This is a genomic window from Deinococcus sp. JMULE3 (assembly GCF_013337115.1).
Classification (GTDB): domain Bacteria; phylum Deinococcota; class Deinococci; order Deinococcales; family Deinococcaceae; genus Deinococcus.
Genome location: NZ_SGWE01000004.1, coordinates 2,971,233 through 2,983,157 on the forward strand (window position 1 = coordinate 2,971,233; position 11,925 = coordinate 2,983,157).

The window sequence follows — 11,925 nt, forward strand, 5'->3', positions numbered from 1 at the left end:
ACTTCTAACGTGAAACTACTTCTTCTGATACCTCTCGCTGTGGGTCTCCTTGTCTCCTGTAGCGGGAAAACGAATTCCCCAACACCATCACCCACGGGTTCATACAACCAGCAGCAGACCGAGCGTCTCTACGGGAGCTGGAAATTTACGTACACGATCATCAACACGTACTCCGACATTTACAAACTCCGTACGCTGAAAGCATCCAGCGTCACGCCAGGCGACTACTACCTCGAAGGCGTCAACGGCTACAACACACCCGTCATCGCGGGCTACAACAGCCAGTATAAAAACTTCAGCCTGTATGACCCAGGCGACTACATCGACCAGTTCTACACATTCAACTTCAGCAACACGACCGCCGTCAGTGGGTGCTACTACCTGATCGACAACTCAACCGATCGGATGTCCGACTGTTACTCAATGTACGGCAATCGGTACTCCACCGGCACCGCGTCCATCGAAGGCCAAAACGGCCTTTCCAAACTGCAAATCCAACAACAACTCAAAGCCACTTTCCAGCCCGGCACCGAGAACACGCAGGTACGCCGACAGTACGAGGCGCTCAAAGCCCTTCGCTAAACGACGCTCCTACATGGCCCCGCCCAGCGCGGGGTTTTTTTCATGCCACTCAGGAGGTGACCGATGGCATCCCCCAAACGAGACAACGCCCGCGCCGCCCGCATCCTCGTGGATGCCGCCCTCTTCGGTGACCGGAAAGCTTGCGAAACCCACAAAATCACGGACAGGACGCTCAGAAACTACCGCGCCGCCCTCGATGCGGACACCGAGCTTTCCGCCCTTTACGCCCAACTTTCCAGCCTCGTCACCACGCAGACCTGGGCTGGAGAGCTCAACTCCACCCTGACCACCCTCATACGGAAACTGGGCGGCATGACCCAGGAGCTGCCCGGGTCCACGGCAGAGAACATCGGTGCGGTCACGGGCGCCATCAAGGTGCTCAGTGAGATCGCCATCACGCGGGAAGTCCTAGGTCAGGGGGTGAGTGATGCTGGAGATGGTCAGCCGGATCAAAGCAACCCAGAAGCGGGTAGCACGGATCCAACCGCGTAAACCAACGGTTGTCCGTGGGCAGACCGCCCGGCAACGCTGGCTGCTGACGGCCCGAACGAACCAACTGCCGCCGCAGGGCGAGTGGTTCGTCTGGCTGATCCTCGCTGGGCGAGGATTCGGGAAGACGAGGACCGGCGCGGAAACCATCGCGCAGTGGGCGCGGGAAACACCGAGAGGCCGCTTCGCCCTGGTGGCGCAGACCGCGGCGGATGCCCGGGATGTCATGGTCGAGGGGGAGTCTGGATTGCTGTCCGTGCTGGATGAAGCAGAACTCCGGGGTGGCAGCATCGACACCGCCTGGAACCGGTCACTCGGGGAGCTGTACCTGAAGAACGGCGCGCGATTCAAGTGCTACTCAAGCGAAACGCCCCGCAAGCTGCGCGGCCCGCAGCACCACGGCGCCTGGGGCGACGAGCCCGCCACGTGGAACGACGCGGATCAGGGGACAGGGGAGGACACCACCTGGTCGAACCTGCTGTTCGGGTTGCGCCTCGGGAAAGACCCGCGCGTGGTCATGACCGGCACGCCCCGCCCGAACCGGTTGATCCGGGAACTGAAGAAGGACGAGGGGACGGTGCTGACTGGGGGCAGCACCGCGGAGAACCTCGGGAACCTCTCCGAGACCTTCAAGCGGAACGTCATCCGGAAGTACGAAGGCACCCGCCTGGGCCGTCAGGAGCTGGAAGGGGAACTGCTCGAGGACACGCCCGGCGCGCTGTGGAAGTACGCGATGTTCAACCGCGAAGGCTTCCGCCTGAAGTTCGACCAGTTGCCTGACCTGATCCGGATCGTGGTGGCCGTGGACCCGCAGGCCAGTCAGAGCAGTGACAGTGCCGAGACCGGCATCATCGTCGCCGGGAAGGACGCCCACGGGCACGCGTACGTCCTGGGAGACCTGTCCGGGAACTTCAGCCCCAGCGAGTGGGCGCAGACCAGCATCGACGCGTACCACTACCACCGCGCCGACGCGATCGTCCCCGAGAAGAACAACGGCGGGGACATGGTCACGCACACCATCAGCACCGTGGACAAGCGCGTGCCGGTCAAGCCCGTCTGGGCCAGCCGGGGCAAGCAGACCCGGGCGGAGCCGATCAGCACCCTCTACGAGCAGGGCCTGGTGCATCACGTGGGCGTGTTCCCGGACCTGGAAGGGCAGATGACGACCTGGGTGCCTGGGGAGAAGTCCCCCGACCGCATGGACGCCCTCGTCTGGGCGCTCACCGAACTGATGCTCGGCGAGCAAGAACCCGAACTTCCCCCTTCCGGCATCGCCGGGTACGAGCAGGACGACACCTACCAAGGAGGTGACTGGTGATTCTCGACCAATACGGCCAACCCGTGACCACGCGCCACGAAGACGCGCAGGACATGCAGGGCGGCTGGCAACTCACAGGCGGCATCGGCGGTCCAGTCACCCTCCCGCAGCAGGTGCGCCTGCTGGGCGCCCTCTCCCGGGCCGACACGCAGCGCGCGGCCGTCGTGGCGTGGTACCTCAACCCCCTCCTGTACGGCGCCGTCGAAGTCATCAAGAGCTTCGTGCTGGGCACCTCCGTCACGTACGGTGATCACCCCGACAAGACCGTGCAGGCCGTCACCGAGCAATTCTGGGCCGCGAACAACTTCGAGGCGCTGATCGAACGCTGGTTCACGGAGCACCTGCTCCTCGGCGAGAACCTCACGATCTGGCCCGACCCCAAGCGCTTCACGCGACGGGACCAGGCCGCCCGGATCGGGCAGTATGGCGTGATCGACGGGCAGCTGAAGTTCACCACTGCGCCGGGCCTGCCCGACGTTGTCGAGAGCATCGGTATCGCCGGGAAGCGCACCCTCCGCGAGGGCGAGTACGTCTGGTCCGCCCACGACAGCCTCCTGAACGATGTGCGCGGCTGGCCTGCCGTGGGCCGCGCCCTGGGCCCGGCCCTGGCGTACCTGAACTTCATCAACGCCCGCACGAAGGTGCACGAGCTGGCCTCCCGGATCAACGCGGTGTACTACGCCTTCGCGAAGGACGAGAAGGAACTGAACGCCAAGGCGGGCCGCTTCCGGAACGTCCCCAGGAACGGTGCCGTACTGACCCTCGCGCAGAACCAGGAAGGCAAACGCGAGGAGTTCGAGTTCCACATCCCGGATCTCAAGGCGCAGGACTCCGCGGTCGACGCGAAGCTGATCAAGCAGCTGCTCGCCGTCGCGCTGGGCCTCCCGGAGCACTACCTCGCCGAGGGGGGCGGGGTCACGCGCACGACGGCGGACAGCATGGGCGAACCCGCTCGCAAGAGCTTCCAGCGCCGGCAGCGCACCGTGTGGAACTGGTTGCAGGCCACCTTCCGCACCGAACTCACCCGGCGGTACCCGGACGGCACCTTCACCACCAAGAAGGGCAGCCGCAAGCGTGTCAGCGCCGCGCAGGTCGAATTCCCCTTCAACTTCCCCAGCCTGCAGAACGAGGACCTCACCGCCCTGATCGCCAAGATCAACCTCGTCGCCCGCGAGCGCCTGGCCAGCCGTCAGACCATGACCGCCGAACTCGGCTACGACCCAAAAGCTGAATCTGAAAAAATGACTGTTGAGGGAGAGGGCCTGCCGACAGGTAAGCACCCACCCCCCAAGTGAGGACTCACAATCGTGCGAATCCCTGTACCCGCAGGGGACGCTGAATGACGTACGACGACTTGAAGCAGCGCCACAACGAAAGAATGGCAAATTAATGTCATTTACAAAATATATGATTCGTTTTTTTGTATTTGCGTATATTGGTATGTCATTTTCGATTTAAGAATGTCTAAGGAACCTGTAATCTGTCTTCCACATGGCTGTAGAAACTGTCACCTTTGAGTTGTTTCGATTGCGTCTCCATGAGCATTTCTCCCTTTTCCCCTCTCAGATCAGCAGAAAAGCAGCCATCCTGCTGGCCGTCAACTCCGCTACTCTTCTCAACTATCGAGACCACGAATGGAGAACTGCTGATCTAACAATCATAGATGATGATGGTGTTTACTTTACCTTCGGTAGAAAATCAAGCATCAGCGTTGTGGAATATGATCCCTCAACTGGAAAATTTGAGGATGGATTAGCTGAGAACTGGCCCATTGTGCACATTTTTCTTGATGCAAGAATTGGCTTAGTGGCAATATCGCGCAATGGAAGACTTTCAAGAGGATCAGAAACCGTTGCGAATAGGCTTAAGGATATGTTGGCTAGCTTTGAAGCAATCAGAGGCTTTTGGGACGTAGATCTCAAGGCAATACCTGATCCTGAAGGATTTATCGAAAAGCTAAATCAGGCATTTGCGATCAAAAAGTTTTCCTTTGAGTTTTGGCGACCCAATCCATTCGATATCGATGAGGATCTTCAGAAACCTTTGGAAGAATATCTATTGCAGGCTGGTGGATACAAAGGTGAAGTTGAAATTGAAGGGGTGAAGCTTGACCCCGAAATTATCGAAGCTCAAGCGAGATCGGCAATAGCCTCTTCCACGGAAACGAAAGCGTTGATTCAGGAAGAAGCAAATGGAGGCACTATTGCGATATCCTCAAAGGATAATAAATTTGAAACTAGAGAAATTAGCTTCGATGTAGCAAATTTCGATGATCTGCGCAGGAGTCTAGAAGTAATTCGCGAAGCATACTCCAATATAAGGACGGGTTGAAATGGTAATTGAAGATATTGATAATCTGATTAAGTGGCTCTTAAAATTTGATAGCGGATGGGCATTCCGTGGACAAACTAAAGATTGGCCTCTAGAGCCTAACATTTCACGAATACTGCCACCCGATTACCCCAATGCTCGTGCTGTTACTACGGAAATGACTTTGATGGGTAATTTCAGGGCCGCTGCAAGACATTATTCAACTGGTGAGGACGTACCTTCAAGTAATTTTTCTTGGGTGTCGTTGATGCAGCATTACGGTGGAGCAACTAGATTGCTTGATTTCACTTCTATTCCAATGGTTGGATTATTTTTCGCATTTGACGGCGTGGTTTCGGATGAAGGTTCTTCTGTTATATGGGCGTATAACTATAGAGAGATTAATAAAAGATCAATACAGATTTTAAAAGATATAAAACCAAAATTTGATTGGACGTACGAGAAATTTAAGGAAGACAGAGATGATTTTTTTGACCATATGATTTTCGGTGATACCTCTGATACAATATGGATAACCGAGCCATCATATTATAATTTGCGTCTACTTAGGCAGGGCGGAACCTTTCTAATAAAAGGAAATATTGCCAAGCCTAGCGAGACAATATTTACAGAAAAGTATTCGGATTCATGGAGGGAAAAAATAGAAATTCCACACTCACTGAGAAGTGAAGTTATAGACTTGCTAAACAAATGTGGTATGAGTAATCAGAGTATTTACCCTGGACTAGAGGGTTTGGCAAAAGATGTGAAATCAAAATTGATTCAATCTAGTAAGAAAGCTGCAATCGCTGCTGCTCGCTCAGGATCCAAATAAGTCATTGTTTTTTAGGCTGTACGACTAATTCTAAGTCGAGTAAGTCAAGGATTCGCTGCCAGTTGTCTGGCACCTTGCCGACTGTTCCATTAAGTAACTTAGATACAGCAGGGCGAACTAGGCCGGTTTGGCGCGCTAGTTCGCCCTGAGACATATCCCGGGCGGCCATTGCTTGCTTCACTGCTTCGCGCACCTGCTCATTCATTCCTGCCACGGTATCACCTCAAGCAATGGTAGCAGAATTTGCAAATAGTAGCAAATTCTGCTACCATTCATTTAGCAGAAAAGGGGCCGACGCCGTAGGAAGCTAGCCCCTTCTGCAACGCCATAGGAGGCAATTGCAATGCAAGGATACGCCAGCAACACCCCCGCAGTTCCCGCCCTCTCCCGCACCTGGCAAACCGTCACTCTTGACCGCATGGACGGCGCTGTGGTGCAGGTCCGCAAGAACACCGTCACGATCAGCAAGCACGGTGGCGTGCTCATGGCGGAAGTGGACGGACAACCCGCCGACGTGCTCACCGCTGACCGCATCCTGCGCGGCGCAGACGAACGCCACCTGAAGCACGAGATCAAGCCTTTCCCGGTGAGCATGGCCCGCGCCCTGGGGATCAGCGCATGACCGGGGGGCAGGCTCACCCCCTGCCCCTTCTGGGGGAATGCGACTCCTGCGGGGCCGCAAATGGCGTCATCTTCCACCACCCGGACGGGCAGCAGGAGCACTACTGCCCCCGGTGCGCCCAGCGCTATGCGCTCTACACCGCCGCGTACGACCAACTGGAAGCCGGTATCCGCGAAGCGGTCGAGGCGTGGGTGAGCATCTGGGGCACCATCCCCGGCGTCATTGACCTGCACGAGCAACTGCGGCAGATCGGCGCGAAGGTTCACGACGAGTACAAAGCAGGCTGCTTTGACCGGGAGGGAGTTCAACCCTTCCCCCGCGCGGCCTGAGTGACTGACCGAGGCCCGCTCACCGGGCGGGCCTCACTGGAGGTGAATTGGAATGGAATACACGAGGACGTGTACTACCTGCAACGTTAGTAAAACACTCAACTCGCAAAATTTTGGCCGTAATGCGGCTTGTAAAGGAGGATATACCCCTAGGTGTAAAGAGTGCCGTAGGGAATACGATAAAAGATGGAGGGAGATGAATCCTGATAAATGCCTTGCGTATAGAAAGGCATTTCCAAAAGATAAAAAATCTATTTGCAACAAAAAGTATTCTCAAAAGAGTAGTGCCAAACAAAAAAGATTGGAGGCTGAAAGAAAAAGAAAGGAGAAGCCTGAAGTGAGAGATCGGATAAGGTATTTAGCTAATTTGCCTCAAAACAAGCTTAAGCGTGCGGAAAAACAGCTTGAGAGGCGTAGGTCTGATCCAGAGAAGTCGAGAGAGATTCAGAGAAGGTATAGAGAAAAAAATCCAGAACGAGTGCGTATGTGGAAGATGCGCCGCAGAGCATTGGAAAATAATGCTGAAGGCAGCTTTACTCCACAAGAATTGCGAGAAAAGCTTGCTGAATATTCTGGAAAATGTCATTGGTGCGGCTCATTGACCGATAAGCCAGAACTTGATCATCTAATCCCGCTGTCAAAAGGAGGATCAAATTGGATCAGTAATATTGTCCCTTCGTGTGTCTCATGCAACAGGCGAAAAAGTAACATTATGCCTGAAGAATTTCTGGCAAGGCAATTTGCATAAGTTGGAGCCGCGAGAGCGGCTTTTTCTATGCGGAGAAGCTGGCCAGTGAAGCCAAGGAGGCTGAGACGAATGGACCGAACCCCGACCCGAACGCCAAGAAGCCAACCGCCGCCCCCGAAGCCGGCCAGTGACCAGGAAGCCCCGCCGGATCACTTCCCTGCCCGCCGTCACCCGGAACTCAAACCGGGCGAAGTCCTGATGCAGGACAAGGAGCGAACATGACCGACCAGCGCACCCGCAGCCCCACCAGCCAAGGCGGCATCCTCCGAGATGCCGTCGAATCCTTTGACCTGCAGCCCATGCAGGATGCCGACGCTGGGAAGCCCCGCCGGATCAGCGGCGTCGCGAAGTCTGCCGATGCCATCAACCTGAACCGGCGCTTCTTCAGCCTCGCCGTCCTGACCGGCATGTGCGCCGCCGCGCAGGACGCCCTCAAGACCGGCGAGCTGTACGGCCTGGTGCAGCACCCCGACCCCTGGTACGAGGGACCCAAGGGCCTGATCCAGAACGTGGGCATCAAGTACGACCGCCTCTGGATGGACGGCACGCTGCTGCGCTTCGAAGGCGTGGTCGTGGCCACCACGCAGGGCCGGGACCTTCAGGCCGTGCTGGACGCCGGGGTGAAGGTCGGGATGAGCACGAACGTGCGTGGCAGCGCCCGGTACCTGCCGGCCAAGGAGGTCGATCCGGACTGGCCGGACCCGGAGGAAACCATTCAGGTCGTCAATGACGACGCGCGCCTCGTCACGATCGACGCCGTGATGGGACCAGCCGACCTCGCCGGGGAGCTGAACGCGGCCGACAGCGTCAGGGAGGATCACGTGAAAGACCTTGCGGAACTGAAAGCGAAGTACCCCGCGCTGTACGACCAGGCGGTCGCGGCTGGGAAGCAGGAGGCCGGGGCGAACACCCTGGAAGATCAGCTGGCATCCGAGCGCACCGCGCGCCTCGCCCTGGAAAAGAAGATCCAGGATGACGGGCGCAAGGCCATCGCCACCAAGGCGCTCACCGACGCCAACCTGCCCAAGCTGGGCAAGTCTGGGGACATCGACCTGGACGCCCGCTTCGAGAAGCGCGTGACTGACGCGGCCCTGCGCGCTGAGAACGAGGACGAAGCCCGCGCCGAGGTGGCGGCCCTGATCGCCGAGCGCAAGGTGAGCACCGGCGCGGCGCAGGACGAGGCGAACAACCCCGGACTGGACACCACGACCACCGTGCAGGACGCAAAGAAGACCACCGGCAAGAGCCGCAGCACGTTCAGCGCGGCCCGCCGCTCGCTGGGCCTGTAACCCCGGCCCTTCACCCCCACACCACCCCATAGGAGGGGCACACCATGGCGAAGAACCTCAACCGCACCGCGAAAGGCAACATCAGCCTCGCGATGCCCGTCCCCGCCGGCACCAAGAGCGGCGACATCGTCCTCATCAACACCAAGGGCCTCAAGGGCTGGGCGCAGACCGACCGCGCCACGGCCGCCACCGTCGCGGACGGCACCGCCGCCCCTGGTCTCGCCGATGGGCAGGCCACCGTCGAACTGATCGGCATCAGCACCAGCGTGAACCTGCCAGTCGCCGGGGCAGGCTCGGCAGGCGACAAGGTCTACAAGGTCGCGGCGGACGGCACGTACAGCGGCGTCGCCAGTGGCAACGCCCTGATCGGGTACGCCCTGGCGGACTGGACGGACGGCAAGGTCACGCCCGTCGGCCTCACCAACGCCTGACCGGCCCTCACCCCCTCACCGCCCGGCCTGAGCGCCGGGCTTCTTCATGCCCCAAGGAGGGCCATTCATGTCCAAGACCCTGCTCCTGAAAATGCAGCTCGCCGAAGCCAAAGGCGAGATTCCCACCGGCACCGCGCAGGCCGCCACTGACGCCGTGATCGTCGAGGCGGGCACCCGGGCGTTCTACCAGGGCTACCACGGCGCGCAGAACGTGGCCGACGCGTACACCGCCGTCCGCGCCGAGCGCGCCACGCTGAGTGACGCCCAGGTCGAAGCGCAGGTCGAGTCCCTCGCTGACGAGTTCATCGACAGCATCGGCCCGCTGATGGCCGCGCAGCGCCTCACCGACACGCACACCACCAGTGACCTGCCGCTGGCCCTGGCGAACCTGCGCCAGCGCACGCTGCTGCCCGCGTACCAGGGGCCGATCAGCAACTGGCGCTCCTTCGCCCGCGTGATCACCGTCCCGGACTTCAAGACCATCCGCACGATGCGCCTCAGCGAGATGGGCGAACTGGCCCTGCGCCCCGAGAAGGAAGACGTTCAGTACGCCACCTTCAGTGAGGCTGAGGGCGGGTACCGCGTCGCGAACTACGAGAAGGCCCTCTCGTACACGTGGGAGATGAGCCAGAACGACGAGGTGGGCGTGTTCACGCGCGGGCTGGAAAGCCTGGGCCGCGGCGCCGGACGCACGGAAGCGATCGTGGTGTTCAAGGCCATCCTCGACGGCCTGAGCAGCGGGAAGATCACCGTGGCCGGGGACGGCTCTGGCGCGCCCACCATCGATACCATCAAGAAGCTGCGCGCCAAGTTCGCTGCCCGCACCTTCAAGGACGGGGACGGTAACGATCTGGAGTACGGCGTCGACATCACCGACATCATCTTCGGGACGGCCAACCGGGACGCGTTCAACCTGGCGAACACCCAGGAGTACGAGGACGCCCGCAGCGGCCGCACCCCGAACATCCTGCGTGGCGCGTTCACACTGCACCTCGAGCGCCTGTGGAGCCGCGTGTTCGGTCAGGATTACGTGGCGTTCGACCGCATGGTCGACTGGCTGGAAGTGGCGTTCCTGGAAGGCTTCGCGGGTGGGCCGCTGACGTACACGGAGATGCCGACCACCCGCGAATACCAGGATCAGGGCAGCTTCCGGAACCACAGCTTCGCAATGAAGGTCGGTCACGTGCTGGGTGCCCGCGTCGTGGACTCGAACGGCGCCGTGCTCGTGCAGGGCAGCTGAGCGAGGGGGTGACCCATGGCCCTGAGCGCAGATGACCTGAAGCGGCTACGGGTGCTGGTCACCCCCGCTGCCTGGGCCGCCCACGAGGCTCTGGACCCTGCTGAGCAGGTGGATGCCGAGCTGGCCTTCGAGGTGCACGGTGACGTGCGGCTCGTGGCGGCTGACATCCTCGAGACGGTGTGCCTGAAGGCGCGCGGGGCGGGCCTCACGGCGCCCGGCAAGAAGCGCCTGAAGGTGGGTAGGATCGAGATCGAGAAGGCCGGCACCGGCACGGCCAGCGCCGCCAATGCGGACGCGTGGTGCACCCTGGCCGGACGCCTGCGCGATCAGGCCGCCGGAAGTGGCGTCCCCGGCCCGGGGCTGGTAGGCTGGGACGACTGTGAGGTGTGGCCATGACCGGCGCGCTGACCGCTGAGTTCCAGGCAGAACGTCCTGAACTGGACGAGCTGTACGCCGAGCTCGGGCAGACCGTCGAGGTGTTCCGCGCGCAGGTGCGGCCCGCTGATCCTGGGGCACTCCCGCCTCCGGATCTGGACGAGTCCGGCATGCCCGTCACGCTCCCGCCGGTTGATCCCACGCCCAGCACGCCCGGCGCCGGGGTCTCCCTGGGCAGATGGCCGTGCGTCGCGTATCAGCTGGACGCGCAGGACCGCGCCACTCTCGGCGGGGACACCGCGCTGCCACTCTGGGAAGGGGTCATCCACTGGAGTGCACCCCTGCACGGACCGGGCCTGATCCTGGTGATCAGTGGGGGAGAGCTGCCCAGTCCGGTCACCTTGAAGCCCATCGGGGACATCGTGGACGAGGGCACCCAGCGCGTCGCGTGGTCGTTCACGGCCCGCGCCACCGACGGGCGCAGCGCATGACCCGCCTGACCCTGCACCCGGACGCCCAGGAGCGGCTGCGCCAGTACCTGCAGCCCGCGCTGGAAGCCGTGGCGGACACCACCCTGGCGTTCCTGCGCGAGAAGCTGAACCAGCCCGGCAGCGGCACCCACCACCCTGGCCTGCCCAACCCCAGCAGCAACCCGGGCGAGTACCCGGCCAGGCAGAGCGGCGCCCTCCTCGCCTGCCTCGGCAGGGAGCGGCTCGCCGACGGCTCGTGGGTCGTGGGAGCGCTGAACAGCGTCGCCCCCGTCCCACCCGAAGCCTGGGCGCTGGAATTCCCCGAGCCGCCCCGCTCCCCGATCAACCGCACCACTGCGTACGGTGCGCGCCCCTGGCTGTCCAAAGCCCTGGGCGACACCGAACTGCACGGCCGCATCCGCGCGGCCCTGAACGCCCTGCAGTGAACTCCACCGACAGGAGGTGACCCACCATGACCCTCGATCAACTTCTCGCGCAGCTGGGCGTGGCCCTGGCCCGGGACGACACCGGCACCGTGGCGAGCCACCTGATCCCCGAGCCACTCCCACCCACCGGGACGATCTACGCCGTGACCAGCGACACCGGGGACAGCCTGGTCAGTCAGCTGCACGGCGCGCAGGAACGGCAGCGCCTGGTGCTCGTGATGCTGTACGGCGCCGCGCCCACCGCTGCCGGGAAGACGCAACTCGACCTCCTCCTCGCGCACCTGAAGCGGCGCGCCGGGGAGATCGACCGGCACCCCACACTCAAACTTCGCCGCGGCGGCGCCAGTCCCGCCGACGGCATGCCCACCCGCTTCGACACCGCGACCCGCACGCACTACGCGGGGCAGCGGTTCGCCCTCACGTACGTCCAGGTGACGTAAA

The 11,925-nt window shown here is 61.0% G+C and carries 17 protein-coding genes; 16 read left to right on the forward strand and 1 reads right to left on the reverse strand.

The window, feature by feature from the left end; all coding sequences use genetic code 11:
* Positions 1-9: 9 nt before the first annotated feature.
* The 6 genes from EXW95_RS17335 (at position 10) to EXW95_RS17360 (ending at position 5,534) form a co-directional block, all read left to right on the forward strand.
* Positions 10-582 carry a hypothetical protein gene (locus EXW95_RS17335; RefSeq protein WP_174368506.1) on the forward strand — a complete coding sequence of 191 codons (573 nt, stop codon included), beginning with the start codon at positions 10-12 and terminating at the stop codon, positions 580-582.
* A gap of 63 nt (positions 583-645) precedes the next feature.
* Positions 646-1,074, forward strand: coding sequence for a hypothetical protein (locus EXW95_RS17340; RefSeq protein WP_174368507.1), 429 nt, complete (start codon positions 646-648; stop codon positions 1,072-1,074).
* Positions 1,019-2,389 carry a DNA-packaging protein gene (locus EXW95_RS17345; RefSeq protein WP_174369044.1) on the forward strand — a complete coding sequence of 457 codons (1,371 nt, stop codon included), beginning with the start codon at positions 1,019-1,021 and terminating at the stop codon, positions 2,387-2,389. Before EXW95_RS17340 ends, EXW95_RS17345 begins: the two co-directional genes overlap by 56 nt.
* Positions 2,386-3,684, forward strand: coding sequence for a hypothetical protein (locus EXW95_RS17350; RefSeq protein ID WP_174368508.1), 1,299 nt, complete (start codon positions 2,386-2,388; stop codon positions 3,682-3,684). The genes EXW95_RS17345 and EXW95_RS17350 overlap by 4 nt, the downstream gene beginning before the upstream one ends.
* A gap of 196 nt (positions 3,685-3,880) precedes the next feature.
* On the forward strand, positions 3,881-4,720 hold the full coding sequence (locus tag EXW95_RS17355) for a hypothetical protein (protein WP_174368509.1): 840 nt from the start codon (positions 3,881-3,883) through the stop codon (positions 4,718-4,720).
* Position 4,721: 1 nt separating this feature from the next.
* On the forward strand, positions 4,722-5,534 hold the full coding sequence (locus tag EXW95_RS17360) for an FRG domain-containing protein (protein WP_174368510.1): 813 nt from the start codon (positions 4,722-4,724) through the stop codon (positions 5,532-5,534).
* Position 5,535: 1 nt separating this feature from the next.
* On the opposite strand, the gene EXW95_RS17365 is transcribed toward EXW95_RS17360, so the two are convergent.
* Positions 5,536-5,739 carry a helix-turn-helix transcriptional regulator gene (locus EXW95_RS17365; RefSeq protein WP_217449214.1) on the reverse strand — a complete coding sequence of 68 codons (204 nt, stop codon included), beginning with the start codon at positions 5,737-5,739 and terminating at the stop codon, positions 5,536-5,538.
* Positions 5,740-5,952: 213 nt separating this feature from the next.
* Between EXW95_RS17365 and EXW95_RS17370 the strand changes: the two genes are divergently transcribed.
* The 10 genes from EXW95_RS17370 to EXW95_RS17415 all read left to right on the forward strand — a co-directional run bounded on the left by EXW95_RS17370 (position 5,953) and on the right by EXW95_RS17415 (position 11,924).
* Positions 5,953-6,156 carry a hypothetical protein gene (locus EXW95_RS17370; protein WP_174368512.1) on the forward strand — a complete coding sequence of 68 codons (204 nt, stop codon included), beginning with the start codon at positions 5,953-5,955 and terminating at the stop codon, positions 6,154-6,156.
* Complete coding sequence (locus EXW95_RS17375) at positions 6,153-6,485, forward strand: hypothetical protein (protein ID WP_174368513.1); 333 nt, start codon at positions 6,153-6,155, stop codon at positions 6,483-6,485. Before EXW95_RS17370 ends, EXW95_RS17375 begins: the two co-directional genes overlap by 4 nt.
* Positions 6,486-6,681: 196 nt before the next feature.
* Positions 6,682-7,233 carry an HNH endonuclease gene (locus EXW95_RS20365; RefSeq protein WP_217449215.1) on the forward strand — a complete coding sequence of 184 codons (552 nt, stop codon included), beginning with the start codon at positions 6,682-6,684 and terminating at the stop codon, positions 7,231-7,233.
* Positions 7,234-7,451: 218 nt separating this feature from the next.
* Positions 7,452-8,522 carry a hypothetical protein gene (locus tag EXW95_RS17385; protein ID WP_174368514.1) on the forward strand — a complete coding sequence of 357 codons (1,071 nt, stop codon included), beginning with the start codon at positions 7,452-7,454 and terminating at the stop codon, positions 8,520-8,522.
* A gap of 44 nt (positions 8,523-8,566) precedes the next feature.
* Complete coding sequence (locus EXW95_RS17390) at positions 8,567-8,953, forward strand: capsid cement protein (protein ID WP_174368515.1); 387 nt, start codon at positions 8,567-8,569, stop codon at positions 8,951-8,953.
* A gap of 67 nt (positions 8,954-9,020) precedes the next feature.
* A complete protein-coding gene (locus EXW95_RS17395; RefSeq protein ID WP_174368516.1) occupies positions 9,021-10,193 on the forward strand; it encodes a hypothetical protein in 1,173 nt (390 codons plus the stop codon).
* A 15-nt stretch (positions 10,194-10,208) separates the two neighbouring features.
* Positions 10,209-10,589, forward strand: coding sequence for a hypothetical protein (locus EXW95_RS17400; protein WP_174368517.1), 381 nt, complete (start codon positions 10,209-10,211; stop codon positions 10,587-10,589).
* Positions 10,586-11,059, forward strand: a complete 474-nt coding sequence (locus EXW95_RS17405; protein ID WP_174368518.1) for a hypothetical protein — start codon at positions 10,586-10,588, stop codon at positions 11,057-11,059. The genes EXW95_RS17400 and EXW95_RS17405 overlap by 4 nt, the downstream gene beginning before the upstream one ends.
* On the forward strand, positions 11,056-11,484 hold the full coding sequence (locus tag EXW95_RS17410; RefSeq protein ID WP_174368519.1) for a hypothetical protein: 429 nt from the start codon (positions 11,056-11,058) through the stop codon (positions 11,482-11,484). Before EXW95_RS17405 ends, EXW95_RS17410 begins: the two co-directional genes overlap by 4 nt.
* A 26-nt stretch (positions 11,485-11,510) precedes the next feature.
* Complete coding sequence (locus tag EXW95_RS17415) at positions 11,511-11,924, forward strand: hypothetical protein (RefSeq protein ID WP_174368520.1); 414 nt, start codon at positions 11,511-11,513, stop codon at positions 11,922-11,924.
* The last annotated feature ends 1 nt before the right edge of the window (position 11,925 follow it).

Bases quoted from the DNA above. Each gene is read 5' to 3' on its own strand.
- EXW95_RS17340 (WP_174368507.1), top strand. From the start codon at position 646: ATGGCATCCCCCAAACGAGACAACGCCCGCGCCGCCCGCATCCTCGTG.
- EXW95_RS17345 (WP_174369044.1), top strand. From the start codon at position 1,019: ATGGTCAGCCGGATCAAAGCAACCCAGAAGCGGGTAGCACGGATCCAA.
- EXW95_RS17355 (WP_174368509.1), top strand. From the start codon at position 3,881: ATGGCTGTAGAAACTGTCACCTTTGAGTTGTTTCGATTGCGTCTCCAT.
- EXW95_RS17360 (WP_174368510.1), top strand. From the start codon at position 4,722: ATGGTAATTGAAGATATTGATAATCTGATTAAGTGGCTCTTAAAATTT.
- EXW95_RS17365 (WP_217449214.1), bottom strand. From the start codon at position 5,739: ATGAATGAGCAGGTGCGCGAAGCAGTGAAGCAAGCAATGGCCGCCCGG.
- EXW95_RS17370 (WP_174368512.1), top strand. From the start codon at position 5,953: ATGGACGGCGCTGTGGTGCAGGTCCGCAAGAACACCGTCACGATCAGC.
- EXW95_RS17375 (WP_174368513.1), top strand. From the start codon at position 6,153: ATGACCGGGGGGCAGGCTCACCCCCTGCCCCTTCTGGGGGAATGCGAC.
- EXW95_RS20365 (WP_217449215.1), top strand. From the start codon at position 6,682: ATGAATCCTGATAAATGCCTTGCGTATAGAAAGGCATTTCCAAAAGAT.
- EXW95_RS17385 (WP_174368514.1), top strand. From the start codon at position 7,452: ATGACCGACCAGCGCACCCGCAGCCCCACCAGCCAAGGCGGCATCCTC.
- EXW95_RS17390 (WP_174368515.1), top strand. From the start codon at position 8,567: ATGGCGAAGAACCTCAACCGCACCGCGAAAGGCAACATCAGCCTCGCG.
- EXW95_RS17395 (WP_174368516.1), top strand. From the start codon at position 9,021: ATGTCCAAGACCCTGCTCCTGAAAATGCAGCTCGCCGAAGCCAAAGGC.
- EXW95_RS17400 (WP_174368517.1), top strand. From the start codon at position 10,209: ATGGCCCTGAGCGCAGATGACCTGAAGCGGCTACGGGTGCTGGTCACC.
- EXW95_RS17405 (WP_174368518.1), top strand. From the start codon at position 10,586: ATGACCGGCGCGCTGACCGCTGAGTTCCAGGCAGAACGTCCTGAACTG.
- EXW95_RS17410 (WP_174368519.1), top strand. From the start codon at position 11,056: ATGACCCGCCTGACCCTGCACCCGGACGCCCAGGAGCGGCTGCGCCAG.
- EXW95_RS17415 (WP_174368520.1), top strand. From the start codon at position 11,511: ATGACCCTCGATCAACTTCTCGCGCAGCTGGGCGTGGCCCTGGCCCGG.